A 26133-nucleotide genomic window follows, 5' to 3' on the forward strand; every position below is an offset into this window, starting at 1 on the left:
CGGCGACGGTCGGCCCTTCGGCGAACGATGGATACCGCGCGCGAGCAACGCATCCTGAAGTTCTCGATCGGGGTCACCATCGCGGTCAGCGTGGTCGGCTTCAGCGGTGGCCTGCTGGTGGGATCGCAGGCCATCCTGTTCGACGGTGTGTACAGCCTGGTCGACGTTGCCCTGACCCTGGTGTCGTTGTCGGTGCTGCGGCTGGTGGCGCGGGAACAGAGCCCGCGCTTCCAGTACGGCTACTGGCACCTGGAGCCGATGGTCGAGGCGCTGGGCGGTGTGATCCTGTCGCTGGCCTGCGTGTATGCGCTGGCCAACGCGGTGATCGGTTTGACCACGGGCGGACACGAGGTGAAATTCGGGCCCGCGCTGTGGTGGGCGGCGCTGCTGAGTGCCAGCAACCTGGCGATGGCGGCGTTCGTCGCCCAGCGGGCGCGGCGCCTGCGCTCGGCGCTGTTGTGGCTGGATGTACGAGGCTGGCTGCTGGGTGGGTTGATGAGCCTGGCGGTAGTGCTGGCCTTCGTACTGGCCCTGGTCCTGCATGGCGGTGAGTGGCACCACTGGGTGCCGTACCTGGATTCGATCGTGCTGGCATTGATCAGCCTGGCGGTACTGCCGGTACCGGCGCGCAGTGCGTGGAAGGCCATGCGCGAAGTACTCCAGGTGGCGCCGGATGATCTGGACCGGCGCGTGCAGCAGGTCATGCAGGCATTCGTGGCCGAGCGTGGCTATGCCGGTTTCACCAGCCACGTGGCGAAGATGGGGCGGATGCGCTTCATCGAGATCCATGTGCTGGCCGATCCGGCTACGCCCTTGGGCTCGGTGGGCGAGGTCGATGCGATGCGTGACGAGATCGCGGTCAGGCTGGATGCTCGGGGCAGCACGTTCTGGTTGACCATCGATTTCACCGCAGACCCGGCGTGGACGTGACCACGCTTCTGTAGAGTCGAGATTGCTCGACTGCTTTTCGTCAGCGGAAGTCGAGCAGGCTCGATTCCACGGGATCGCGTGATCGTTGCGCGTGGCAGACCGGTCTGTTGCACCGGATCCGTTTGACCTCAACCGGGGTTGAGGTCACAGACTGCCGGCAACCCCCACGAAGCGCGCGGCATGAACCTGCTGACCACACCGGACTTCCGCCATGGCCTGCTGGAGCTGTTCAATCCACCGGGCCTCTACGATCCTTCGGCCAACGGCTACTCACACGTGGCGGTGGTGCGCCTGCCGGCACGGGTGATCCACGTGGCCGGGCAGGGCGGTGAAGATGCGCAGGGCCGTCTCTCGCCCAGCTTCGAAGACCAGGTCGGGCAGGCGCTGGACAACCTGCAGACCGCGCTGCGCTCGGCGCAGGCAAGCCTGGTTGATGTGGCGCGGTTGCGCATCCTGGTGGTCGGCCACGATGAGGACCGGCTGGGCATCATTGCCCACCAGGTACGGCGACGCTGGCCGAACCGTGCGGCGCCCACCTGCACGCTGATCCCGGTGCCGCGACTGGCGCTGGACGGCATGCTGTTCGAGATCGAGGCGGAGGCCTACGCCGCCTAGCGCAGGTAGTACTCCACCGGCACCACCAGTTCCTGTGGTGCCTTCAGTTGATCGGGAATGGGCGGTAGTGGCTGCGCGCGACGGAAGGTCTGCAGCGCAGCGTCATCGAGCATCGGCTGGCCACTGGACTGTTCCAGCCGCAGAGCCAGCAGGCGGCCTTCGCGGTCGATGCTGGCCCTGACCCAGGCAGTGCCCTGCTGCCGGCGCGAGCGTGCGGCGGCAGGGTAATAGCGGTAACGCTCCAGCCGCGCCATCAGGCGGGCTTCCCACTGGTCGCTGGCGGCGCCGGCCTGGAAGTCCGCCGGTGGCGCGTCTGGAGCGGGCGGAGCGGCCGTGATCGATGCCGGTGCGGGACTGGCATCGGTCGCGGCCGCCGGCGTGGCGACCGGCAGCGGCGTTCGACCCGTCCCGCCCGTTTCGCTGGCGGCCAACTCGCCCTCGCGCGCGGCGGTGGGTTTCGGTGGCGGCGGCGACTTTGCCGGTTGCGATGCGCGCGCCTGCTGCGCCTGGCTGGGGGTGTCGGCCTGGCGCTCCTCTACGGGCTGTGGCGGCGTGGCCGGCGCCAGCAGGCGCAGGCTGATGCGCACGTCCTGCTCCGGCGGCGGCAGCATCGGCGGCGCTGCCACCCAGTGCACCAACAGCAGCAGGGGCAGCAGGTGCAGGACGGCGGTGATCGCGATCGCCTGCCAGTGTTGGCCGCGCTCACTCATCGTCCAGCACCCACAGCAGATCGGCATCCGCCGCATCCACGGTTTCACCCGGCGAAGCCAATGCGATCACCAGCGCAGGCGTAGCCGGTGACAGGTAGCCCGGTACCCCGGTACCGCGCAGTACATGCCAGCGCCCCGCTACCAGCAGCGCCGGCGCGGGCGCATCGAGCAGCACCTGTGCCATGCGTGTGTCGCGGGCCTGTTGCACGGCCAGCATCCCTTCCAGCATCGGTGCTGCGTCTGCGTGCTGGGCCAGCACCACCGCCGACAGGCGCTGGCGGGCAGCGGCCACCGGGAACCGTACGCCCTTGGTGGACGCGAGCAGCGCGTTGACCTCGGCACGCGACAGGTTGCCGCCGAACAGCGGCGTGCCTGCATCGGCAGCATCCTGTACCAGCCCGCCATACGCGGCCCACGGCCAACGCGTATCCCAGTCCAGCAGTTCCTGCAGGCGTGCACCTTCGGCCTGGTTGCCCTTGGCCAGCCAGCGCTGCACCCGCTGCAGGCGTGGCTGGCGCTCGCTGGCGATCATTTCCAGCACCAGCGAACCCTGCGGGCGCCGCCGCTGCAGCGCCTGCAGCAGCCAGCGCTGGGCGGCGTGGTCTCCGGCGAGGTCATGGCGCTCACCCAGCATCAGCCTCTGGGCGTCCGCCGCATACGCCACGAACGCGGCTTCGTCCAGGTGCCGGCCGTTGGCCAGGTCGATCACTGAGCCAGGCATCGGCTGCGCGCTGGCCACGGTCGCCAGCGCGAGCAGGCATACGGGCAGCCAGCGACGGCTAGAACGCCACATTGACGCCCATCGAGACGGTACGGCCACGGCCGTTGCCGCGGTCCAGGATCGGGCTGAAGATGCTGTCGATCGAGGCATTGTTGTCATAGGCCTTGTTCTGCAGGTTTTCGATGTTCAGCCACAGCGTGGTGTTGGCCTGGGGCTTGAAGCTGGCGTAGAAGTCGAGCAGCACGTCGGTGCCGCCGGTCTTGCGGGTCTGGAAGAAGTCGTAGCCTTCCTCGGTCGGCCCGGAGTACTCGGCGCGCAGGCCGGCCTGCACGCGCTGCTGCCACCAGCGGCCGCCCACGTCCAGCGTCCAGTAGCGGTCGGGCAGGGCGGTGATGTCTTCCAGGTTGACGAACTCGATGGCCGGCGCACTGGTGTGCGAGCGGGTCCAGCTCAGCGTGGCGTGGTAGTGCTCGCTGGCGTAATGCGCTTCCAGTTCGATACCGCGCATGCGCACCACGCCGGGGTGGTTCATCCAGCGCGTGGTGGTGCTGAAGTCGTCCACGTCCAGCGCATCGGTCCAGGCAGTGAGCTGCGGATCGCTGTCGATCGGCACCACGAACGGTTCCACTTCCGGCGGATGCACGATCAGCAGGTACTGCGGCTTGATGTAGTCGCGGATGCGGTTGTCGAAGCGGGTGATCCGCAGCTGTGCCAGGTCACCGTCGACCAGCAGCGAGTCGGTGCTGAGGTTGGCACCGACCTGCAGGTTGCGCGAGCGCTCGCGGCGCAGGAACGGGTTGGCGCCCACGCCATCGGCATCGCTCATGCCTTCCAGCGGGATCTTCTCGAAGAACATCTCCTGCACCCGCGGCGGGCGGGAAGTACGCGAGGCTTCTGCGAACAACTGCAGCCAGTCGGTGGCCTGCCACGATACCGCCAGGCTGGGGCTGAGGGCGCGCTGGGTACGGCGCACGTCGATGCCGCCACCGTTGATCTCCGCGCACTGGCCGGGCACATCCGAGCACACCGGGATGTGGCCACGGATGCCGAAGCGGTCCTGGCGCAGGCCGGCGGTCAGCGCGTAGATGCCGTACTGCAGCTCCAGCGTGCTGAACAAGCTGTCCAGCTGGCTGCGACCTTGCGGGTTGGCACCGCGCAGGACGGGGGTATCGGCCACATAGATGTCCGACTGGTGCTTGATGCCGGTGTTCCAGCGCGCCTGCAGTGCCCCGATGTCGAAGCGGCTGGTGTTGTCAACGGTCCAGCTGCTCAGGTTGCTGTGGGTGCGGCGACCGATGTAGCTGGAATCCTCCACTGGCGGATAGAACAGCCGGGTCTTGTTGCCGGCGAAGGTTGCACGCAGGTCGATCCACGGCGAATAGGGCGTGTAGTGGTAGTTGGCGCGCTGGTTGCGCGCGGAAATCTGCCACGGATAGTTGTGGTAGAAGTCGTTTTCGTAACGCATGTGGCTCAGGTCCAGCCGGTGCTGGTCGCTGGGCTGCAGGCGTGCTTTCAACAGCCAGCTGCTGGGCTGCTGGCTGCCCGGGTCGGCGTTGTTCTTCTGCCCACGCGCGGTCGCGTATTCGCTGCTGCGGCTGCTGCTGGCAGCGGCCAGCAGGCCGAACTGGCGGTCGCCACCCTCTTCACCGTGGCGCCAGGCACCGGCGAAGGTACGGCCGCTGCCGTAGCCGTTGTTGCCGTGGCGATAGCCTGCACGCAGGCCCCAGTCACGGCCCTCACCGAGCAGATCGTCGATATCCAGCGTGCGGAAGTTGGCACTGCCGGCCAGCGTACCCGCACCATCACCACCGGCGACCGCACCGCGTTGCACGTCCACGCCGGCCAGCAGGAAAGGATCGACATAGGCGAACGGACCACCCGAGCCATGCCCGGCATTGTTGCGGAAGGTCTGGGTGACACCGTCGATCATGGTGTTGACCCGGCCAGCACCGGTCATGCCGCGGATGTTGACCTGCAGGCCCGGCTGGCTGCGCGAATGGAAGCTGTGGGTGCCAGGCATCGAGCGCAGCAGGCTGTTGCCTTCCTGGCGTTCGGGCATCGCCACGCGCTCGCTGCCGATCGAAGGCGCAAAGCCATCGCGGGTGGCTGGTACATACTGGCTGGCACCGGCACCCGGTGCCTGGCCGTGTGCGGTAGTACCCTGCACCCGCAGCGGGCCGGTGCGGCGGCTGCCATCGGCGCGTTCGGCCGGCGCCGGTTCCAGGGCGGCACGACGCGCATCCACGAAGCGCGGGCGCAGGCCGCTGCCTGCCAGCAGGCGCGTCAGGGCCTGCGCATCGTCGAAGTCACCGCGCAGCGCAGGCGCCGAATGACCTGGGGGCAGCGCCGCGCCGATCACCAGATCGACACCGGTCAGCCGGCTGTAGGCGTCCAGCGCGGCCGCCAGTGGCTGGGCGGGCAGATCGTAGCTTCGAGTGGCGGCCTGCGCGTGGGCGCTGTTTGGCAGCAGTGGAACGGTGCTGGCGCAGGCCAGCGACAGGGCGAGGACAAGGGGGCGGGGGCACAGCATCGGGGGCTCCAGGGGCTGACGCAGAGCGTCGTCATCCCGGGTAGACGCAGCCGCAGGCCGGATGTCAGGGTCCATCACGCCGTTCCCTGCGTGGCGGCAGCCACACCTGTATGCCGTCGCCGAGGCGCAGCACGCGCACCTGCAACTGAGTGGCCAACTGGTCGCGGTTGCTGGCTGCGCCGTCGGTACTGCCAAGCAGGGTGACCGGCTGCTGGCGCAGCTGCTCGCCGATGACCCACGTGTGCCCGCCGTGCCAGCGGTCCAGGCCCTGCGTGACGTCGGCCAGCGGGGCCGAGACCCAGTGCAGGCGCCGCTCGCGCCAGGCCAGTGTTCCGGGGGCGATGGTTGTTGCATCGGCTGTTGACTGCCCATCGAAGCGCAGCTGCTCGCCGTCGTTGGCCAGCATGCTGGCGTTGCCGCTGTCCACGCGCACGCGATGCTCGGTAACGGTGACCACGCTGCTGTTGCCCTGCACGGCAAGATCGAATGCGGTCCCCAGTGCAGTGACGGTGCCCTGCGGGGTGTGCACCTGGAAGGGCCGGTCGGCATCGGCGGCGACCTGGAACCAGGCCTGGCCACGCTGCAACTGGAGCTGGCGGCGCTGCCCATCGATGCGCACCTTCACTTCGCTGCCGGGTGACAGCAGGACATGCGAACCATCCGGAAGGGTCTCCTCGCGGATCTCGCCAGCGGCCGTACGCAGTACCTGCGCCAGCGGCGGCGAGGCATGGCGGCTGTAGAGACCCAGCGCACACAGCAACAGAACCGCAATGCCGGCTTCGCGCAGGCGACGGCGTTGCCTGCGCTGCTGTTGCCGCTGCAGGCTGGGCAGCGTCGCGCCTGCCTGCCACAGGTGCTGCAGATACTGGTACTGCGCGGCATGGCGAGGGTCGGCCTGGTACCACTGGTCGAACGCGTTCTCGTCGCGGTCACCGTCGTGCCCGTCCAGCCACCAGCGTGCGGCTTCACGCGCGATCGCGTCCTGGCTCATGCGCCGGGCACCTGCTGGAGGGCGACGAGGGCGCGCAGCAGATGGCCGTGCGCGGTCTGCCGGCTGATGCCGAGCTGGCGCCCGATCTCAGCCAGCGCCAATTGTTCAACCCGCGCCAGCAGGAACACCTGGCGCGAGCGCGGTGGCAGCGCGGCGATGATCGCGTCGAGGTGGCGCAGCTGTTCGGCGTCGAGCAGTCGCTGCTCGGGCAGTGGTGCAGGATCGGCAATGGCCTGCAACTGCGTGTCATCCAGTACCTCTTCGCGACGGCGCTGGCGCTGCCGGTAGTGATCCGCGATCAGGTTGTGGGCGACGCGGTACAGATAGGCGCGGCCGTTGCTCAGCAGGCCGCTGGCGGCGACTTTGACGACACGCAGCCAGGTTTCCTGGACGACGTCATCGGCGTCGCTGCGTTGCGGGAGTTTGCGGCGGACATGGGCGTGCAGCGGCCGGTAATGGGCCGCGCACAGCTGCGCGACATCCGTCGGTTCGACAGGCGTGGACACGGGGCGGGCGACAACTGGGAAAGGGAACAGCCCGCGGCGGCAAGGGCAGCGGCTGCACCTTACAGCAAAAGAGAATCATTTGCATCCATGGCGCGAGGCACGGCACGCATGGGTCACCGCGGCGTCAGCGCGGACGATAGTCGCAGTGGATCTGCAGGGCTTCGGTGGCGTTGTGATGCAGCTCGAAGCCGCACTGCTGCAGGCTGCGCTTCACCTGCACGACGGCTTCGGAATGACGGGCAACGCGACGATCCTGCCAGCGCAGTGGGGTGAACACGCCCAGGGGCAGCAGCCGCAGCCGCTTGCCGTGCAGTACCAGTGAGACATCGACATGACGGCCATCGATGTCGTGGCCGTTGGCACCGAAAATGGCATCGATCTCATCGCGGCGTTGCGGGTAGCAGGTGCGGAATGCTGCGATGCCGAGCCGTCGTACCGCGCGGCGGAAGCCACCGAGACGGCTGTGGCCGGGTTCGAAGCCACGGGTGAGCAGCAGGCGCAACCCGGCAGGCAGCATCGCCTGCGCGTCGAGCAGGCGTTGCAGTACCTCTTCTTCCAGTTGGATGCGGGTGGAGGGCCAGCGCGGGGCGATGAGCAGTCCGTGGTGGTTGCCGCGTTGCAGGGTCAACATGCGTGAAGCTTCGCACGCGGGCGAACAGCCGCGGTAGTGCCGGCCGCTGGCCGGCAGATCCGGGTGCCGGCCAGCAGCCGGCACCACCATCGGGTCAGATGTCGCGGTACTGGATCTGCGAAGCCAGTACCCGCAGGCCATCGGCATTGCTGGACAGGATGCGCTCTTCGCCGACACCTTTCTGCCGTTTCAGCTGGAAGCCCTGATCGGCAGGCAGCTGTGCGGCAATGGCGTCCATGCGTTGCAGGGCATCGGGGCCGCTGCAGTCGAAGTGGCCCCAGTGGGCGCCATCGCGGTGGATCTGCAATCGGTAGTTCATTGCGGTGTCTCCGGCAGGTCCTGCAGCCAATGGTCGAACATCGCGGTGGCGGCCGCTGCCAGCGGTGCGCCATAGCGACGGGCCTGGGCGCGCAGGTCGTTGGGATCGATGCCGGCCTGGGCCAGCTCCAGCGTGTGGCCGATCAGCCAGCGCTCGAACTGGCGGGCGTCCAGTTCCGGATGGCATTGCAGGGCCAGTGCGTGGCTGCCGATGGCGAAGGCCTGGTGACGGCAGGCCGGCGTGCTGGCCAGGCGGCGTGCACCGGCCGGAAGTTCGAACGCCTCACCATGCCAATGCAGTACCGGAATGCCCTGCAGGGACTGCAGCGGAGAACGCTGGCCTTCATCGGTCAGCAGCAGTGGCGCAAAGCCGATTTCCTTGCCACCACTGGGAGCGACACTGGCACCGAGTGCCCGCGCCATCAGCTGTGCACCCAGGCAGATGCCCAGGGTCGGCCGCTGCCGCTGCAGCCGGCGCTGCAGCAGGGCAATGCTGTCGTTGACGAAGGGGTAGGTCCCTGTGTCATTGGCACTGATTGGACCGCCCAGCACGACCAGCAGGTCGGCGGTTTCGGCGTCATCGAGCGCATCGACGCCGGCCTGCAGCGGCTGCAGCTGCCAGCCTTGCGCCAACAGCAGTGGCTGCAGGGTGCCGAGGTCTTCAAAGGCAACGTGCTGCAGGACAACCGCGTGCTTCATGCCGGGGCTCCGCTGTTCGGCCAGTAGAAGCTGTCCGGGGTGGCGCGGGCGCCGAAAATGGCCTGGCCGACGCGGACCACGGTGGCACCTTCCTCGATGGCTACTTCGAAATCACCGGACATGCCCATCGACAGCTGCGACAGGTCGATGCCGGGAGGTGCAGTGCGCTGCAGCTGATCGCGCAGTTCGCGCAGGCGCACGAAGCAGGCGCGCACGCGCTCGACGTCGGGGGTGAAGATGGCCAGGGTCATCAGGCCGCGCACGCGCAGGCGATCGAAGGCTGGCAGCTGTTGCACGAAGGCCTCGACCGCGTCGGGTTCCAGTCCGTACTTGCTGGGTTCGGCCGAGGTGTTGACCTGCACGAACACATCCAGGGTGCGCTCTTCCAGTTGCAGGCGCTGCTGCAGGGCCTCGGCTACGCGCAGGCTGTCCAGCGCCTGGAACTCGCTGGCAAAGCGCGCCACGTAGCGCGCCTTGTTGGTCTGCAGATGGCCGATCACCGACCAGTGCACGACCAGGTCGGCCATCGCTTCGGCCTTGCGTTGTGCCTCCTGCACCTTGTTCTCGCCAAGTTCGTGGCAGCCTGCGGCCACCGCCATGCGGATGCGGGCTTCATCGACGGTCTTGCTGACCGGCAGCAGGCGTACGCTGGCCGGGTCCCGGCCGACGCGGGCGCAGGCATCGGCGATGCGTTGGCGCACCGTGACCAGGTTGGCGGCGATCTGTTCAACGGACTGGGCGACGGGCCAGTCGGCGGCGGCAAGGGGCATGCGGGCACCTCCAATGCAGGGCGGCCAGGGTGGGATACACTGGCACAGGACAATAGATATTTTGGCATAGGACAAAATGAAAATCACCGGGCACAGTGCCGAGTCGATCTTCGACAGCATCCGTGAGGGCATCGGCGAGGGCCGCCTGCCGGCCGGCAGCGTGCTGCCGCCGGTGCGTGAACTGGCCGAGCAGCTGGGCGTGAACCGCAACACCGTGGCCGCTGCCTACAAGCGCCTGGATGCGGCGGGCCTGGCCAGCACGGCGGGCCGCCGCGGCACGGTGGTGCGTGGCCTGCCGCCGCCGCTGGCGCGCGAGGGCAGTACGCCCGGGCTGGCGCTGCAGGACCTGGCCGGTGGCAATCCGGATCCGCGCCTGCTGCCGAACCTGCGCCTGGCCCCGGCCGCACCGCGGCTGTATGGCGTGGGTACGGTCGACCCGAGGTTGCAGGCGCTGGCGCGCGCCTCGCTGGATGCGGACTGCCCGGCGGGTTATGCGCTGGAGCTGACCCATGGCGCGGTCGATGGCATTGAACGCCTGCTGGCGGCCTGGCTGCTGCCGGGGGATCGCATCGCGGTGGAGGATCCGTGCTTCCTCGGCAGCCTCAATGTGCTCAATGCCGTGGGCCACGCGCCGTTGCCGGTGGCGGTGGACGCGCATGGCATGCAGGTCGAATCACTTCGGCAGGCGCTGGAGGCCGGTGCACGCGCGGTGCTGCTGACCCCGCGTGCGCACAACCCGACCGGGGCCAGCCTGGATGCGAAGCGGGCACGGGCGTTGCGCCAGCTGCTGGCGGCCTACCCGCAGGTGGCGGTGCTGGTCGACGATCATTACGCGCTGCTTTCGCAGCAGGCCTACCACTCGGTACTGCCGCTGGATGGCCGGCGCTGGGCGCTGTTGCGTTCGTTGTCCAAACCGCTCGGCCCCGACCTGCGCCTGGCCTGGTTGGCCTGCGATGAAGAAACCGCGATGCGGTTGCGGCTGCGATTGGCGTCCGGCACCGGCTGGGTCAGTCATCTGCTGCAGGATGCGGCGACGTCGGTGCTGGCGTCGGCAACGCAGCGGGCGAAGATCGCCTCGGCAGGTGAGCGTTACCGGCAGCGCCTGCAGTCGCTGCAGGAGTTGCTGCGCGCGCGTAGCATGCCGACGCCGCTGCCAATGGAGGGATTGAACCTGTGGCTGCCGTTGTCGGCTGACAGCCATCCTCAGGTGCTGGCACTGGCTTCGCGCGGATGGCATGTGCGGGCGGGCGAAGTGTTCGCGGTGGCGGCGCCGGGACATGGCCTGCGCATCACCTGTGCGGCGCTGGGGACGACGCAGCTGCGGCAGCTGGCCGATGACCTGGCGGCCGTGTGTGGGGTGTAGCGTCGAGCATGGCTCGACGCTACAGAAGCCGATCAGGGCGCGGCGTTGGCGCCAGGGCGCACGTAGTAGGACTGGCCGCTGTCATCGACGAACATCAGCTCCGGCTTGCCCTGCCAGGAGGTGAGCATGGCGCCGGTGTTGTTCTGGTGCTTGACCATCAGGCTGGCGCCGCGGTCCGGATTGGCGACGACCTTGAATACTTCGGTAGTGCCGGTGGCATCGTCGAGGGTGAGCAGGGCTTCGCCGCCGCGGTCGCTGGTGCCATAACCACCACGCTCGGAACCGTCGGGGCCAAGCAGGATCAGGCCAGACAGGGCGGTGGCGCGCGGCCCCTGGGTGCGGCCCTGGCTGAGCGGGTCGGGGACCGGTGCGCCGAGGATCACCCGCGGCTGGCCGCTTGCATCGTGGATGACCAGGCCGCGTGCTTCGATGATGCGCTGTGGCGATTGGCTGCGATGCAGGTTCCAGGCGGTCCAGCCGGAAACAAGCAGGGCGAGGGTGGAGACCACCAGGGTGGTCAGCAGCAGCGCACGGGGCATCGGGTGGTCCTTCCTTGGATGTGCCGACGATAGCGGATGCAAAAGGCGATGGGTAGAGTCGACTGTCAGTCGACTGCTGTTCGATCAGATCACGGAGATTCCCGCGCTGGCGCGCGCAAGTCGACTGACAGTCGACTCTACCTCTACCTGCTCGACATCACCCAGTGGCCATTACGCGGTGTTTCCCGGCGTCAGTGGAAATCGCGGCTGTGGCTGCGCAGTCCCTGCAGCAGTTCATCCAGGCAGTGCATGCGTTGCACGATGACGTGCTGGACGCCATCGACGCGTTCCAGGCGACCATCGATCTGCATCAGCTGGGTATCGACCAGCACCCGGTGCTGGCGATCGGCCAGGTGCCGCCAGACCACGGCGTTGACCATGCCGGTCTCATCCTCGAGCGTGAGGAAGGTGACACCGCTGGCGGTCTGTGGACGCTGGCGCATGCGTACCAGACCGGCGATGCGCACGCGACGGCCATGGCCATGGCCCGCCAGTTGCGCGGCATCCAGGCAGCCACGGCTGCGCAGCTGCGCGCGCAGGAATGAGATCGGATGGCGGCCGAGGGTGGTGCCGGTGCTGCGGTAATCGGCCTGCATGTCCTCCCAGGCGCTGGGCAGGGGCAACGGCACGCGGGCTTCGGCGGTGGCGCGGGCCTGGTCGAACAGCGGCAGCCGGTTTTCCACGCCGGAGATATCCCAGCGTGCACGATGGCGATGGCCACTGAGCCCACGCAACGCACCGGCATCGGCCAGCAGGCCCTGCTGGCGGCGGTCCAGGGCGGTGCGCTGGCACAGGTCGCCGACATCGTCGAACGGGTGCCGCGTACGTTCGCGCATGATGGCCTGCACGGCGGGTTCATTGCAGCCATCGACCAGGCGCAGGCCGAGCCGGATCGCCGCCGGCCCCTTGCTGAAATCCAGGGTGCAGTCCCAGTCGCTGTGGCGCACGTCCACCGGCAGCACGCGGATGCCATGCCGGCGCGCGTCCTGCAGCAGCTGGTCGGGGCTGTAGAAGCCCAGCGGCTGGCTGTTGATCAGGCTGGCGGTGAACGCGGCGGGGTGATGGCATTTCAGCCAGCAGCTGTTATAGGTCAGCAGGGCGAAGCTGGCGGCGTGGCTTTCCGGGAAACCGTAATCACCGAAGCCCTTGATCTGCTCGAACAGATGCTCGCCGTACTCGCGGCTGAAGCCGTTCTTCAGCATGCCGGACAGCAGCTTCTCGCGATGCGGTTCCAGGCCGCCACGGCGTTTCCATGCGGCCATCGAGCGGCGCAGGGCATCGGCTTGGCCCGGCGTGTAGCCGGCCGCTTCCACCGCCAGCTGCATCACCTGTTCCTGGAACAGCGGCACGCCCAGCGTGCGTGCGAATACGCGTTCCAGCTGCGGTGGGTAGAGCGGGTTGTCCGGGTCGCTCAACGCGTCCGGTCCCTGTTCGCGCAGGATCCGGCGCCGCTCCAGATAGGGGTGCACCATGTCGCCCTGGATCGGGCCGGGGCGCACGATCGCCACCTCGATCACCAGGTCATAGAACGTGCGTGGCTGCATGCGCGGCAGCATCGCCATCTGGGCGCGCGATTCGATCTGGAACACGCCGATGGTATCGGCGGCGCAGATCATGTCGAAGGTCTTTGCATCCTTGGGCGGGATCGCATCCATGCGTCCTTCATGCAGGCCGTGCTGCTTCAACATCGCCAGGCATTTGCGGATGGCGGTGAGCATGCCCAGCGCCAGACAGTCGACCTTCATCAGGCCGGTGGCATCCAGATCGTCCTTGTCCCACTGGATGACGGTGCGGTCGGCCATCGCCGCGTTTTCCACCGGCACCAGGGTCGACAGCGGATGCTCGGAGATGACGAAACCACCCGGATGCTGAGACAGGTGGCGCGGGAAGTCGATCAGTTCATTGGTCAGTGACAGCAGCCGCCGCATCAGCGGCGTGTCCGGGTCGAAGCCGCGCTCGCGCAGGGTTTCCGGCAGCGGGATGCTGCCACCCCAGTGGTCCATCGCCGCGCCGAGTTCGTTGACCTGGTCCATCGGCAGGCCGAGCGCACGGGCGACGTCGCGGATCGCGCTGCGGCCACGGTAGCTGATTGCTACTGCGGTCAGTGCGGCGCGCTCGCGGCCATAGCGCTTGAACACGTACTGCAGCACTTCCTCGCGGCGCTCGTGCTCGAAGTCGATGTCGATGTCCGGCGGCTCATTGCGCTCGGCGGAGATGAAGCGTTCAAACAACAGATTGCTGCGCGCAGGATCGATCTCGGTCACGCCCAGCACAAAGCACACCGTCGAATTGGCCGCCGAGCCACGCCCTTGGCAGAGGATGTCCTGGCTGCGGGCGAAGCGCACGATGTCATGCACGGTAAGGAAGTAGGAGGCGTAGTTTTTCTCCCGGATCAACGCCAGCTCATGTTCGATCTGCTTGCGCTGTGCGTCCTTGATCCCTTCTGGCCAACGCCAGGGAACCTTTTCTTCGACCAGCTCGCGCAGCCAGCTGTCCGGGTCATGCCCCTCCGGCACCAGCTCGCGTGGATAGGTGTACTGCAGCTGTTCCAGGGTGAAGTGGCAGCGTTCGGCGATGCGCAGGGTCTCGGCCAGCAGTTCGGGCGGATACAGCTGGGCCAGCGCGGTACGCGGGCGCAGGTGGCGCTCGCCGTTGGGGAACAGGCGCCAGCCGGCTTCGGCCACGCTGCAGCGGTGGCGGATCGCGGTCAGCGTGTCCTGCAGGGCGCGGCGGCGTCGCACGTGCATGTGCACATCGCCACTGGCGACCAGCGGCAGGCGGTGACGTTCGCCGAAGGCCTGCAGCTGCTGCAGGCGGCGTGCGTCGTCGTGCTCGTGGTGCAGTTCCACCGCCAGCCACAGCCGATCATTGAAGCCGGCGCGCAGCAGTTCCAGGTCGGTGGCGGCCGGTTGCCGGTCCAGCCACAGGCACAGCAGGCCGTCGGGCAGGCCGAGCAGGTCCTCGCGCAGGCAACGGTACTCGCCCTTGGCCGCGCGCCGCCGGCAGGTAGTTATCAACTGGCACAGCCCGGCATAGGCGGCCTGGTCGGTGCACAGCAGGGCCAGCTTGGGTCCGTCCTCGACCTGGAATTCGGCGCCGACGATCAGCGCCACGCCATGCGCCTTCGCCGCCTGCCAGGCACGCACGATGCCGGCCAGCGAGCATTCGTCGGTGATCGCCAACGCGCGGTAGCCCTGGCCGGCGGCGCGCGCGAACAGCTCTTCGGCGATCGAAGCACCACGCTGGAAACTGAAGGCCGACAGGCAGTGCAGTTCGGCGTAGCCGGGCAGTTCGCTGTGCATGGCGGCTCAGCCGAACCAGCCGTGCAGCATCCACGGCGCATGCGGATCGTTGCGCTCACGGAAAGCCCAGCCGCGCTGGCCGTGTGCGGTTTCCACCACGTAGTAGTCGCGGCGCGCGTCGGCCTGGTCCCACCAGCCCGATTCGATCCGCTCCGGCCCGGTGACGATGCGCAGCCGCGGATCACGCAGCGGTTGCGGGGTGTCCAGCAACCAGCCAGGGCGCAGCGGCCAGTACGACGGGGGCTTGGCCGGTGGCTGGGTGCCACTGGCGCGTTCGGGGCGATGATCGGCCTGCACCGCCAGCGGCTGCACGGCATCATCACCCAGCCGCGCACGCAGGCGCTCGCGCAGCTGGTTCCAGGGCATCGCCTGTGCCGGGCGGGTATCGAACAGGTCGCGCGCGGCGGGCACGAACGGTGGCAGCTGTTCGGCCTGCAGGCGCAGTGCGCGGCTGCCGGCCGGCAGGGCGAACGCTTCCATGCGGTTGCGCGCGATCTCGAACAGCAACGCGGGATCGCGTTCCGGTGCCAGCAGGCCGATGGTCAGCACGCTGGCCGGCAGCAGGTCGTGCTCGAAATGCAGGTCGAAGCGCTGCACGCCGCCATCGCGCGAACACAGGAACGCGACCAGGTCCAGCAGCAGGCGACGCAGCGGGAACAACAGGGCCTGGCTGGATTCGATCTCGTACTCGAATTCGATGCGTGTATCGAAACGGTCCGGTGGCTGGTAGTAGCGCAGTGGCGCGGTGGGTAGCCCACGCAGTGCATCCAGCTGCTGCAGGACCTCGGGGGCAAAGCGCCGGGCCAGGCTGTCGCGCGGCAGCTCGAGCACTGCGCCCAGCGTGCGCAGGCCGGAGCGGCCGAGCACCGTCACCGCCTCGTTGGGCAGGCCGCAGCGCGGCAGGGGCAACTGCGCCAGCGCCGCCGGCAGTTGCTGTGCATCGATGCCGAGGCCGTCGTGGACGTTGGCCAGCACGCGCGCGGCATGTGGGGTAGGTGCGGCCACCAGACGGTGACGGAAGCCGAGTTCGTGCAGTTCGTTGCGCAGCCGCTGCTGGATCGTCAGCCAGTCACCGAACAGGGCGCGGCTGGCGCCGATCTCCAGCACCAGTGCATGCGGGAAATCGAGGCTGACCTGGGAGCTGTAGGCGTAGGCCCAGCTGGCCAGCAGCTGCCGGGTGTGCTGTTCGGCGTTGGGATCGTAATCGTGCAAGTGCATGTCCTGCACGAGCACCTGCGCAGCCGACAGCAGCATGCCCGGGCGCAGCCCCGCTGCGCGTGCCGACGGGCTGACCGCACGCAGTACGCGACGCTGTGCCGGCCCCTGCAGCAGCACCAGTGGGCGCTGCGGATCCGGCTGCAGGCGCAGCACGCTGTCCAGCGCCAGCTGCGGCAACAACAGGCAGGCCCAGTGCATGGCGCGGCCTCAGTGGGCGATGGCCAGCGGCAACGGCTGCGCCGGCGGCAGGCCGCCTCGGCACTTCAGCACCCGCACCTGGCCGTGGTCGAGCTGCAGGCGCAGGCTGGCCGGAGAGGGATTGCGCGCCGCCTGCGCCTCGCGGAACACGAAGCCCAGGCACTGGCCGCTGTCGGCGGCCACCTGCAGCCGGCGCAGGGCGCGATCGTCGGCCTGGTGTGGCCAGCACAGCACCGCTGCGCAGGCGGCAGAGCGCAGGCACTGCTCGGTGGCCCAGAGCGCCTGTTTCGGCGCTGCGTGGATGATCTGCAGCTGGGCCAGGTCCAGCCCGGCTGCCGCCCAGGCCGGGGCATGCGGGCGATAGGGCGGGGCGACCAGCACGATCGGGCGGTCACGCAGGCTCAGCTTGGCCAGCGCCGGCCAGACCAGCGCCAGCTCACCCACCCCGGGCGCCGCCTGCAGTACCTCGCACAGCCCGCTGATGGGCCAGCCACCGCCGGGCAGGCGTGCGTCCAGTGCCGGGTGGCCGCTGGCCAGATGGTCGCTGGCCGGCCCCTGGCGGGCCGGGCCGCGCCACAGCTGGCGCCCGTCCAGCAGCCGGTCGAGGGCGACGACGGCACCCATCAGCCGGCCCTCCAGGGGAGGCGCCGGGCAGGCTGGAAACGGCAGGAACGGGCGGAAACGGCGGGCATGGCGCGAGTATCGACGGGCCGGTATCAGGGGCTGAGACCGGACATGCTACTCGCCTTGTGAGTAGAATTACTAATGAAATCGGAGGGTCCGGTTTCAGGTTGCTGAAGGGGGTAAAGAGTGCCGATCAGGGTCGGCACCCACAGGCCCGGTTACGGGCGGACTGGCAGCGCCACCGGGCGCAGCGGCGCGGCATCGCCGCCGCGGATCTTCAGCGGGCCGCCGATGAAGGCGAACTCGTAGACCTTGTCGCGGGCCAGTTCGTCCAGCGCCACCAGCTCGATGATCGGCGCGCCCTGCTGGGCCAGCAGGTAGGTGTGCAGCGGCACGTAGTCGTCGGACACCTCCGAGGGGAAGGTCTCGAAGCTGAGGTTGTCGGCACCGACGATCATCGCGCCGCTGTCCTCGACCAGGAAGCGCGCCGCGTCCAGGCCCATGCCCGGCGGGTTGGCCATGTAGGCCCTGGGCTGCTCGAACAGGCGCATGCGGCCGGTGCGGATCAGCACCACGTCGCCCTGCTGCAGTTTCACCTTCTGGCGTGCCAGCGCATCCTTCAGGTCCTGGCGGGTGACGCGGTAGCTGTCAGGCAGCATGTCCACGCCCTTGGCGGCGGCCACGTCGATCAGCACGCCACGCGCGATCAGCGGCGGGAACTTCTCGATGCCGGTGACATTCCAGCCACGATCGCCGAGGTGCTTGTCGGCCTCGAAGCCGTTCCAGATCTTCCCGTGGATGCCGAAGTGGTTCAGCGCATCGATGTGGGTGCCGGTGTGGCTGTACATCGAGAATGCGGTGCCGGTGTAGCTGCGGGTGAGGTTCATGGTCTCGCCCACGCCCATCGGGTCGTCCATCACCGTGCCGCGCGGGGTGTGGGTCATCCAGAACTGGTAGTGCGGGTCGCCGGCATCCTGCCAGCTGGGCATGCCGACGTAGTATTCGGTGGCCAGGTCATAGGCCTTGCCGCCGCTGACCCGTGACAGGATCGCCGCACGCGAGGCCTCGGTGATCAGGTTGAGGCGGCCGATCTCGTCCTTCGGCCCCCAGGGGCTGGTGCCGACCTGCTGGCCGGAGGGAACGCGTTCGTGCGCGGACACGGTGGTGGACGCGGCGGTGCCGGCCAGCAGCAGGGCCAGCGCGGTGGCCAGGGTACGTGGGGTCATGGGAAATCTCCTTGCAGGGTGGGGGGCGGTGCGGCTCAGGCCGCGACCAGGTGCGCCAGGGCCTGGCGCAGTTGCGGCAGCGGCAGGGTCTGCAGGCGCAGGCCGTTGCCGCCGGTCACGGTGGGTATGGAACGGATGCCGAGGGCAGCGGCTTCGGCACGATCGGCCTGCACGCGCTGGCGTACTGCGTCGCTGCGCATGTGGTCAACGAAGGCGCCACGTGGATGACCCAGCGATTCGGCGATATCCAGCAGGACTTCGGCATCGCCGATGTTGCGGTGCTGGTGCAGGTGCGCCCACTGCACGGCATCGAACATCGCGCCATGGGCGTCGTTGCCACCGAGCATGCCGGCGGCCTGGCAGGCCAGTGCGCCGAGCCAGCCGGATGGATACTCGAAGTCCTGTGCGCGCATGCCTTCGATATCGATGCGCGCGGTGTCTTCATGCGCGGCGCAGTCGGTCCAGTGGCGCAGGATGATCGCCTTGGCGCGCTCCATCGAGCCGAACACCTCGACCATCTGCGCGCGCGAGTCCTGCAGCACGAAGCTGCGGTGGCGCACCTGGATGCCGAGTTCGGCCGAGACCTGCTGCAGGCGCGGGGCCAGCACGAAGCACCAGCCGCAGACCACGTCGTGGAAGAAATCGACCACCGGCGCGGCGGTGGCGGGGGAAGGAACGGAAGACATCTGCCTGCCATCGGTGAGAGGGGAGGCGGCAGATTAGGCAGCGCGGCGTGGCCGAAACAGCACGCCGCGGGCAGCTCAGTTTTCGCTGGCGGTTACGAATCCAGGCCGGCGCAGCCGGACAGCTCGGCGTGCAGGAAATCGATGAAGGCACGCACCTTGGGCTGCAGGTGGCGCGAGGTCGGGTAGACCGCATGCACGAAGCGCGGCGGATAGCGGTGGTCGGGCAGCACCTGCTGCAGTTCGCCACGGGCCAGTGCGGGTGCCGCCAGGAACGAGGGCAGGGCGCCGATGCCCATGCCGGCCACCAGCAGGTCGCGCAGCAGCAGGCTGTTGTTGACGGTGACGCGCGCTGGCAGGGTGATCGTCACCTGGCCATCGGGGCCGAGCAGCGGCCAGCTGCCCGGTGAGTCGGACAGGCTGTAGGCCAGCACGCTGTGCGCCTGCAGATCGTCCACCGCCTGCGGTGCCGGATGCTGCCGCAGGTAGGACGGGGCCGCGCACAGCACCTGCTGCAGCGAGGCCAGCCGGCGCGCCACCAGGCGTGAATCATCCAGCTCGGCACGCAGCCGCAGCGACACATCGAAACCCTCACCGACCGCGTCGAGCAGGCGATCTTCCATCACCAGGTCCAGCGACAGCTGTGGATGCTGCTGCAGGAAGCGCGGCAGCAGCGGCGACAGCGTGCTCAGTGCGAACGACTGCGGCGCATTGACGCGCAGGCGCCCGGCTACGTCGCCGCGCTGTTCGGCGATGCCACGTTCCAATGCGTCCAGCTCGTCGAGCAGGCGGCAGCATTCACGGTAATAGGCGTGGCCGGTTTCGGTCAGGCTCATGCGCCGCGTGGTCCGCTGCAGCAGTACCACGCCCAGATGCGCTTCCAGCGTGCGCAGCTGCTTGCTCAGGCCGGCGGGCGACATGCCCAGGTCTTCGGCAGCGCGGGCCAGCCCGCCGCGTTCGACGATGCGGCGGAAGGCACGCATCAGGTTGAAGGAATCCATGCCGGCCCCGGGCGCGATGAGGGCGCCATTGTAGAGCCGCGCCATGCGTGGATGTGGGAAACGCGGCGCCGACCAAGATCGGCGTCTACCCGGTGTGCGCGGGTTGCGCCGTTTGTTCAAGCCCGTAACCGGCATGCCACGCCAGCATGCAGGCCCCTCACTTTCCGGGTTGCCCATGAAGCACTGGATGCTCCGCCTGTATGCCCCGCTGTTCCTGCTGGGCTTCGTTGCCACTGCCGTCGTCTGGGTCGGCCATTGCCACGGTGATCCGTTGTGGCTGCTGGCCTTGCTGGCGGCCGCCATCGCGCTCTCGTTCGCCGCCGAGCGTGCCTGGCCGTACGACCCCGCGTTCAACCACGACCACGGCGACAGCCTGCGTGACAGCCTGCATGCACTGGTCAACGAAAGCCTGAACCTGCTGTCGATCGCGGCGGTGCCGCTGCTGGCGGCAATCATTCCGTGGCAGTTGTGGCCGGTGCAGTGGCCATTCGCGCTGCAGGTGCTGCTGGCCATCGTCTGCGCTGATCTCGGCATCACCCTGGTGCACTACGCCAGCCATCGCATCGGCTGGTTGTGGCGGCTGCATGCGGTGCATCACAGCGTCACCCGCATGTACGGCTTCAACGGGCTGATGAAACACCCGCTGCATCAGGCGGCCGAAGCGGTGGGCGGCGTGCTGCCGCTGCTGCTGTTGGGCCTGCCGATGCCGGTGGCTGCGGTGCTGGCTTTCGCCATTGCCATCCAGCTGCTGCTGCAGCACTCCAACGTGGACATGCGTCCCGGCGTGCTCGGCCGGGTGATGGCCTGGGCGCCGCTGCACCGCTTCCACCACGTGCGTTACGGCACCGCGGGCGACGTCAACTTCGGCCTGTTCCTGACCGCCTGGGACCATCTGCTGGGGACCGCCTTCGATGCGCCGGGTTATCGGCTGCAGCAACGCGACCTTGGCATCGGCAGCCAGCCGGACTATCCGCGCGATTATCCCGGGCAGCTGCTGGCGCCGTTCCGCGAACTGCCGCATGGCGAGGTGCCGGAGTTGCCGGAAGGCCTGCGCAGGCGCGAATGATTGAACATGTCAGGCCGCGTGCAGCTGCAGGCCCTGCAGCTGCGCGGCACCGATGCCGAACATGCGGCGCAGGCTGCGCGAGAGATGGGCCAGATCGGCGAATCCAGCGGCATGCGCACTGTCGGTCAGGTTGTGTCCGCTCAGATGATGCATCAGCGCGCGGCGCAACCGTTGCCACAGCACCCAGCCGCGCAGGGTCACTGCCAGCTCGGACTGGAAACGCCGGTGCAGTTGGCTGGTCGAGAGGTGCGCCGCCTCGGCGATATCGGCGGGCGGCACCGGGCCGGGCAGGTGCTGGGCAGTACGGGCCAACGCCGCCTGCACGCGGCGGTCCAGCGGCTGTGGGCGGCTCAAGGAACACCGTACAGCCCGCTTCCGGCGCCGACAGGATCGCGTGCGTCTGGAAGGACGGCAGCCACAGCCGTTGGCGCTGCTGCCGTACGCCATCGACTTCGATCTGCCAGGGCGTACCGTCGCTCAACAGCAGTTGATGGGCGTAGTGCGCATGCGAGGCGCTGCCACCGGCATGGCCCTGCAGCACGGCCACGTGAGCATCCAGCTGCAACGTGCCATTCCAGGGTAGGGCGGGGGAGGACATGGAGGGATTGTAGATCCACGCCATGCGTGGATGAATCTCCATCGAAATCGAGTAATTCGACAATGAAACGAAGAGCATCCACGCATGGCGTGGATCTACTGCAGGTCGCGAGAGACTGTCGAAGGCGGGGTGGGTCCGGTTGCGGGGGCGTGAGCGCCATGGATGGCGCGACCGAGCTTACATGGACGTACTTGCAGCGTCCCCCGCAGCCGGATCCACCCCGCCATCCCACAGGAAGCCCGCTTTTGCTTCGGCTGTTGCTTCTGAGGTTGCCGGCCAGCGGCCGGCACTACCTCGGGTGCCGGGCGCAGCCTGGCCGTTCGCACCCTCACCGCCCGTGCGGATCCGGCCGGTGATGCACGTACTCGACCACCGTGCCATCGGGATGCACCGCGTTGAACGCCGCCCCGGTGGGTACCACCTGCAACGGGAAGATGATCTCGGCGCCAGCCGCGACCAGCTTGTCGTGATAGGGCCGAACATCGTCGACCAGCAGCGTTCCCGTGGTCGAAGTGAACGGCGCCAGCGCCGTCTCGCTGCCCTCGATCAACAGGAACGCACCGACCATGGCCAGACGCAGCCCGGCTTCCGGAAACGGGAACCCCGCATCGGCCACCACACCCTGCAGCTGCTCGTAGAACGCCACGCTGCGCTCCAGCTCACCCGGGGCCACGAACACCCGGATCAACACGCGCGGCGCGCGCTGGCTGGAGGTGTCACAGCGGTCGCGCCAGAGATGGTCGAAGTCGCGATGGACGGTCATGGGCTCGGTTCGTGGCCAGGGACCCTCATTATCGGCAGCCTCGCGCGGCGCGCTGATGACCGCCGGTGATGGCCTGATAACCGCTGGCCGGGTTGCCCCTGTGACTTAGGTCCTGTTGACAGGTGTGAACGCCCTCGCACAATCTTCACAGGATTGGGTCGCCCTGCGCGGCCCGGGCAGGCAGGTTGTCACGCCGGGAGGAGGGTCCCGCGCGCAGACCGGCCCGTCCATCGGCCTGCGGGACGTTGCCTGGCAACCCCTGCGCGGCATGAACGCTGCACCCTTCGGCGGCACTTTCCCTGGACCGATTGCCTTGGCAACGGAATTACGCCTGCCGATGAAAACGTTTACAAAGCCGCTTGCACTGTCCCTGGCCCTGTCTGCCGCACTGGCCGCCCCGGCCTGGGCCGACCCTGCCGCGTTCACTGTGCTGACCCTGGAACAGGCCCCGACCGCCGAGGCGATGCCGGCCCTGGCCGCCCAGTTGAAGACCCTGCAGGTGGACGCGGTGAGCGTGCGCCAGGTGCAGCGCGGCATCGGCCAGGTCGATCCGCTGCAGGTGCTGGCCGATGGCCTGGGCTACGCGTACCGCTTCATTGCTGCCGGCAAGGATGATGGCCAGACCCAGCGCGGCCAGGCCGTGCTGACCCGGTTGCCGATCGCCGCTGAATCCGGCCCCGACCAGCCGGGCCTGAACTACCTGCGCCTGGACGACGGCCGCCACACCGTGGCGGTCTATACCGATGCCGGTGCAGGTGCGGCGCAGCTGCCGGCGCTGGTCACCCGTTCGCGGCTGGGTGCACCGGCGGTGCTGCTCGGCGCGGTGGCCGGTGAATCGGCCAAGGCCGCAGGCTTCGATCCGGCGCGTGTCGCGCTGGAAGCCGATGCCAGCTATTTCAGCGATGGCTTCCAGGCCGCCAGCAGTGCGCCGTTCAAGGTGGAAGGCAGTACCCTGCGCGCCACCCTGCTGACCCTGGCCTACGCCGCCGACACGCATGGCGACAGGCCGTGGATGGACACCACCCTCAACGCCGACGCGCGCGCTGCGCTGCTGCTGAAGGCGATGACCGAGGATGAGAAGTTCCAGATGCTGCACAGCTACTTCGGGCTGGGCAAGGACGGTGGCCCGCTGCCGGAAGGCGCGGTCGGTTCGGCCGGTTTCGTGCCGGGCGTGGCGCGGCTGGGCATTCCGTCGCAGCAGTCGGCCGATGCCGGCGTTGGCGTGACCAATCCGGGTGGCATCCGCCCGGGCGATTTCGCCACGGCGATGCCGTCGGGCCCGTCCACCGCATCGAGCTGGAACCGTGAAGTCGCCTTCGCCGGTGGCGCCACGATGGGCCGCGAGGCATGGCAGCAGCGCTTCAATATCCTGCTGTCGGGCAGCGTCAACCTGCAGCGCGACCCGCGCAACGGCCGCAACTTCGAATATGCCGGTGAAGATCCGCTGCTGGCCGGCTCGATGGTTGGCGCGCTGATCCAGGGCGTGCAGAGCCAGCACGTGATCTCCTCGATGAAGCACTTCGCGCTGAACGACATGGAGACCCGTCGCAACTTCCACGACGTGCGCATCGGCGAACAGGCCATGCACGAGTCGGACCTGCTGGCCTTCGAGATCGCGCTGGAAGCCGGTCGCCCGGGCGTGGCGATGTGCTCGTACAACAAGATCAACGGCACCTACGGCTGCGAGAACGGCTACCTGATGAACCAGGTGCTGAAGCAGGAATGGAAGTTCCCCGGTTTCGTGATGTCCGACTGGGGTGGCGTGCACAGTGGCTCGAAGGCGGCGCTGGCCGGCCTCGATCAGCAGTCGGCCGGTGAAGTGTTCGACGCGGCGGTGTTCTTCGACGAACCGCTGCGCTTGGCCGTGCACGGTGGCGTGGTGCCGCAGGCGCGCCTGAACGACATGGTGGCGCGCATCCTGCGCACGATGTTCCTGCATGGCAACTTCGACAACCCGCCGCAGCACCAGAAGGTCGATGCCGAGGCCGGTTTCGCCGTTGCCCAGCGCACGGTGGAAGAGGGCAGCGTGCTGCTGCGCAATGAGGGCAACCTGCTGCCGCTGGCCGACAGCGTGAAGCGCATCGTCATCATCGGCGGCCATGCCGACAAGGGCGTGATCGGCGGCGGTGGTTCGTCGATGGTGGGCGTGACCGCAAAGGGCACCAATGCGGTGCCGGGCGTGATGCCGACCACCTGGCCGGGCCCGGTGATCTTCCACCCGTCCTCGCCGCTGGAATCGCTGCGCGCCGCGCGCCCGGACGCGACCATCGAGTATGTGGACGGGACCAATGCCGCCGCTGCGGCCAAGGCCGCCGCGCAGGCTGACGTGGCCATCGTGTTCGCCACCCAGTGGGCCGCCGAATCGGTGGATCTGCCGGACATGCAGCTGCCGGACAACCAGGATGCCCTGATCTCGGCAGTGGCCAAGGCCAACCCGAAGACCGTGCTGGTACTGGAAACCAATGGCCCGGTGCGCACGCCGTGGCTGGCGCAGGTGCCGGCGATGCTGCAGGCCTGGTACCCGGGCATCCGCGGTGGCGAAGGCATCGCCGCGCTGCTGACCGGCCAGGTCAATCCGTCGGGTCGCCTGCCGGTGACCTGGGTGGTGGATGAATCGCAGCTGCCACGCCCGCATATCGACGGCCTCGGCTTCAAGCCGGCCAAGCCGTTTGGTGATGTGTTCGATTTCGATATCGAAGGCGCCAACGTCGGCTACAAGTGGATGGCGGCCAAGGGCCTGACCCCGACCTTCGCCTTCGGCCACGGGCTGTCCTACACCTCGTTCACCTATGAAAATCTGAAGGTGAGCGTGGAGGGCTCGCGCATGGTCGCCAGCGTCGACATCCGCAACACCGGCAAGCGTGCCGGTGCCGACGTGGCCCAGCTGTACCTGAAGCTTCCGGCTGGCAGCACCACGCCGATCCGCCTGATCGGCTATGACAAGGTGAACCTGCAGCCGGGCGAACAGCGCCGCATCCGCATCGAAGCCGAGCCGAAGACCCTGGCCCACTACGATGCACAGGCGCGCCAGTGGAAGATCGACGGCGGCACCTACCAGGTGCAGCTGTCGCGCAATGCGGCCGAGCCGCTGCAGAGCGTGGACGTGCAGCTGGTGGAGCAGGTGCTGCGCTGATGCCTGAAGACACGGCCTGCACAGGGCCGTGTCTGAAAAAGGGGACGGAGGGGATTAAGTCGTTTATGCACAAACGACTTAATCCCCTCCGTCCCCTTTTTTCATTTGCCAAACCACCCGCGCAGGAAATCGATCAGCTGCCGCACCTTCGGTGAGGGCTGCGTGCTGTGCGGGTAGACCGCGTATACGCTCTGCTGCGGGAAGCGGTGCTGGCGCAGCACCGGGCGCAGGCGGTCCTGGGCCAGGTCGTCCTCGATCAGCCAACGTGGCAGCACGGTGACCCCGGCGCCGGCCACGGCGAAGGCGCGCAGGCTGCTGGCACCATCCACGCGCACCACTGCATTGCCCGGGTTGGTGGCAAACAGGGCGTCGCTGCCGTCGGGCGCGACCACCGGCACGTCGGCCAGGCGCGGGTAGCCGAGGCGGGGCAGGGTGCCCAGCTGGGCCGGGTCATCGGCCGCATCGGCAGAGGGCAGGCGTGCCAGCAGGGACGGAGCCGCCACCGCGCATAGCGGGTGCCGTTCCAGTTCGCTGGCATGCAGCCCTGAATCCGGCAGGCGGCCGAGGCGGATCGCCAGGTCGAAGCGCTCGGGAATCAGGTCGGCCGGTGCCGGTGAGGTCGACAGGTGCAGCTGCAGCGCCGGGTGCCGCGCACGGAAGGCCTCCAACGCAGGAATCAAGCGTAGCTGGGCGTACTCCGGCGTGGTGGTCAGGCGCAGCAGGCCCTGCAGCTGATGCTGGTCGCGGCGCGCGGCATCGATCGCTGCCTGTGCGGCGTCCAACGCCTGCACGCAGTGCTGCAGGAACTGTTCGCCGGCCTCGGTCAGGGCCAGGTGGCGGGTACTGCGCAACAGCAGGGTCACGCCCAGCTCCTGCTCCAGCCGCTTCAGGTTGAAGCTGACCACCGCGCGGCTGAGGCCGAGCCGATCGGCTGCTGCGGTCAGGCTGCCGGCCTCGACCACGGCGCGGAAGATATCGAAGCGATCGAGGCTGACCAT

23 protein-coding genes and 1 pseudogene are annotated in these 26133 nt (G+C 68.4%); 5 read left to right on the forward strand and 19 right to left on the reverse strand.

Features of this window, described 5'->3' with window-relative positions; translation table 11 throughout:
• Positions 1 to 27 precede the first annotated feature (27 nt).
• On the forward strand, positions 28 to 930 hold the full coding sequence (locus tag AC5P68_RS16300) for a cation diffusion facilitator family transporter (protein WP_005413800.1): 903 nt from the start codon (positions 28 to 30) through the stop codon (positions 928 to 930).
• 180 nt (positions 931 to 1110) lie between these two features.
• Entirely contained in the window at positions 1111 to 1545 is a 435-nt protein-coding gene (locus AC5P68_RS16305) for a RidA family protein (protein ID WP_231522396.1), read from the forward strand.
• Here AC5P68_RS16305 and AC5P68_RS16310 read toward each other — a convergent pair.
• From AC5P68_RS16310 to AC5P68_RS16350, 9 genes are all read right to left on the reverse strand, one after another.
• Positions 1542 to 2255, reverse strand: coding sequence for an energy transducer TonB family protein (locus tag AC5P68_RS16310; RefSeq protein WP_033833928.1), 714 nt, complete (start codon positions 2253 to 2255; stop codon positions 1542 to 1544). The genes AC5P68_RS16305 and AC5P68_RS16310 overlap by 4 nt on opposite strands.
• Complete coding sequence (locus AC5P68_RS16315) at positions 2248 to 3048, reverse strand: ChaN family lipoprotein (protein ID WP_033833927.1); 801 nt, start codon at positions 3046 to 3048, stop codon at positions 2248 to 2250. Before AC5P68_RS16315 ends, AC5P68_RS16310 begins: the two co-directional genes overlap by 8 nt.
• On the reverse strand, positions 3035 to 5506 hold the full coding sequence (locus tag AC5P68_RS16320; protein WP_231522395.1) for a TonB-dependent receptor: 2472 nt from the start codon (positions 5504 to 5506) through the stop codon (positions 3035 to 3037). The genes AC5P68_RS16315 and AC5P68_RS16320 overlap by 14 nt, the downstream gene beginning before the upstream one ends.
• A 64-nt stretch (positions 5507 to 5570) precedes the next feature.
• A complete protein-coding gene (locus AC5P68_RS16325; protein ID WP_033833925.1) occupies positions 5571 to 6497 on the reverse strand; it encodes a FecR family protein in 927 nt (308 codons plus the stop codon).
• Positions 6494 to 7003, reverse strand: a complete 510-nt coding sequence (locus AC5P68_RS16330) for an RNA polymerase sigma factor (RefSeq protein ID WP_033833924.1) — start codon at positions 7001 to 7003, stop codon at positions 6494 to 6496. The genes AC5P68_RS16325 and AC5P68_RS16330 overlap by 4 nt, the downstream gene beginning before the upstream one ends.
• A gap of 124 nt (positions 7004 to 7127) precedes the next feature.
• Positions 7128 to 7634: a hypothetical protein gene (locus tag AC5P68_RS16335; protein WP_033833941.1), complete on the reverse strand. Its 507-nt coding sequence runs from the start codon at positions 7632 to 7634 to the stop codon at positions 7128 to 7130.
• Between the two features lie 94 nt (positions 7635 to 7728).
• A complete protein-coding gene (locus AC5P68_RS16340) occupies positions 7729 to 7953 on the reverse strand; it encodes a hypothetical protein (protein WP_005410058.1) in 225 nt (74 codons plus the stop codon).
• The gene (locus tag AC5P68_RS16345) at positions 7950 to 8651 is read right to left on the reverse strand and encodes a glutamine amidotransferase (RefSeq protein WP_231522394.1); all 702 of its coding nucleotides are present in this window, start codon (positions 8649 to 8651) and stop codon (positions 7950 to 7952) included. Before AC5P68_RS16345 ends, AC5P68_RS16340 begins: the two co-directional genes overlap by 4 nt.
• Positions 8648 to 9421, reverse strand: coding sequence for a YggS family pyridoxal phosphate-dependent enzyme (locus AC5P68_RS16350; RefSeq protein WP_231522393.1), 774 nt, complete (start codon positions 9419 to 9421; stop codon positions 8648 to 8650). Before AC5P68_RS16350 ends, AC5P68_RS16345 begins: the two co-directional genes overlap by 4 nt.
• 76 nt (positions 9422 to 9497) lie before the next feature.
• On the opposite strand from AC5P68_RS16350, the gene ptsJ reads away from it, so the two are divergent.
• On the forward strand, positions 9498 to 10784 hold the full coding sequence (ptsJ, locus tag AC5P68_RS16355; protein ID WP_231522392.1) for a MocR-like B6 salvage transcription factor PtsJ: 1287 nt from the start codon (positions 9498 to 9500) through the stop codon (positions 10782 to 10784).
• A 32-nt stretch (positions 10785 to 10816) separates the two neighbouring features.
• On the opposite strand, the gene AC5P68_RS16360 is transcribed toward ptsJ, so the two are convergent.
• The 7 genes from AC5P68_RS16360 to AC5P68_RS16390 form a co-directional block, all read right to left on the reverse strand.
• Positions 10817 to 11323, reverse strand: a complete 507-nt coding sequence (locus AC5P68_RS16360; RefSeq protein ID WP_005410054.1) for a hypothetical protein — start codon at positions 11321 to 11323, stop codon at positions 10817 to 10819.
• Positions 11324 to 11514: 191 nt separating this feature from the next.
• Positions 11515 to 14625: an error-prone DNA polymerase gene (locus tag AC5P68_RS16365; RefSeq protein ID WP_231522391.1), complete on the reverse strand. Its 3111-nt coding sequence runs from the start codon at positions 14623 to 14625 to the stop codon at positions 11515 to 11517.
• A gap of 6 nt (positions 14626 to 14631) precedes the next feature.
• Positions 14632 to 16041 carry a Y-family DNA polymerase gene (locus AC5P68_RS16370; protein WP_231522390.1) on the reverse strand — a complete coding sequence of 470 codons (1410 nt, stop codon included), beginning with the start codon at positions 16039 to 16041 and terminating at the stop codon, positions 14632 to 14634.
• A 9-nt stretch (positions 16042 to 16050) separates the two neighbouring features.
• Positions 16051 to 16665, reverse strand: coding sequence for a translesion DNA synthesis-associated protein ImuA (imuA, locus tag AC5P68_RS16375; protein ID WP_049453594.1), 615 nt, complete (start codon positions 16663 to 16665; stop codon positions 16051 to 16053).
• Positions 16666 to 16883: 218 nt separating this feature from the next.
• Positions 16884 to 17891 (reverse strand): cyclase family protein, encoded by a 1008-nt coding sequence (locus AC5P68_RS16380; protein WP_012480589.1) that lies wholly within the window; start codon positions 17889 to 17891, stop codon positions 16884 to 16886.
• A 35-nt stretch (positions 17892 to 17926) separates the two neighbouring features.
• A complete protein-coding gene (locus tag AC5P68_RS16385; protein WP_231522389.1) occupies positions 17927 to 18577 on the reverse strand; it encodes a DsbA family oxidoreductase in 651 nt (216 codons plus the stop codon).
• Between the two features lie 92 nt (positions 18578 to 18669).
• Positions 18670 to 19620, reverse strand: coding sequence for a LysR family transcriptional regulator (locus tag AC5P68_RS16390; RefSeq protein ID WP_331283606.1), 951 nt, complete (start codon positions 19618 to 19620; stop codon positions 18670 to 18672).
• A gap of 142 nt (positions 19621 to 19762) precedes the next feature.
• On the opposite strand from AC5P68_RS16390, the gene AC5P68_RS16395 reads away from it, so the two are divergent.
• Positions 19763 to 20641: a sterol desaturase family protein gene (locus AC5P68_RS16395; RefSeq protein ID WP_229295567.1), complete on the forward strand. Its 879-nt coding sequence runs from the start codon at positions 19763 to 19765 to the stop codon at positions 20639 to 20641.
• Between the two features lie 9 nt (positions 20642 to 20650).
• Here AC5P68_RS16395 and AC5P68_RS16400 read toward each other — a convergent pair.
• Together AC5P68_RS16400 and AC5P68_RS16405 are read right to left on the reverse strand one after the other, a co-directional pair.
• Positions 20651 to 21263, reverse strand: a pseudogene (locus AC5P68_RS16400) (helix-turn-helix domain-containing protein).
• Positions 21264 to 21567: 304 nt separating this feature from the next.
• Entirely contained in the window at positions 21568 to 22002 is a 435-nt protein-coding gene (locus AC5P68_RS16405; RefSeq protein WP_005410044.1) for a VOC family protein, read from the reverse strand.
• A 337-nt stretch (positions 22003 to 22339) separates the two neighbouring features.
• On the opposite strand from AC5P68_RS16405, the gene AC5P68_RS16410 reads away from it, so the two are divergent.
• A complete protein-coding gene (locus tag AC5P68_RS16410) occupies positions 22340 to 25135 on the forward strand; it encodes a beta-glucosidase family protein (protein WP_080354672.1) in 2796 nt (931 codons plus the stop codon).
• A 101-nt stretch (positions 25136 to 25236) separates the two neighbouring features.
• On the opposite strand, the gene AC5P68_RS16415 is transcribed toward AC5P68_RS16410, so the two are convergent.
• Positions 25237 to 26133, reverse strand: coding sequence for a LysR family transcriptional regulator (locus AC5P68_RS16415; RefSeq protein ID WP_033833909.1), 897 nt, complete (start codon positions 26131 to 26133; stop codon positions 25237 to 25239).

The organism is Stenotrophomonas sp. YJH_SMC_58 (genome assembly GCF_059369635.1).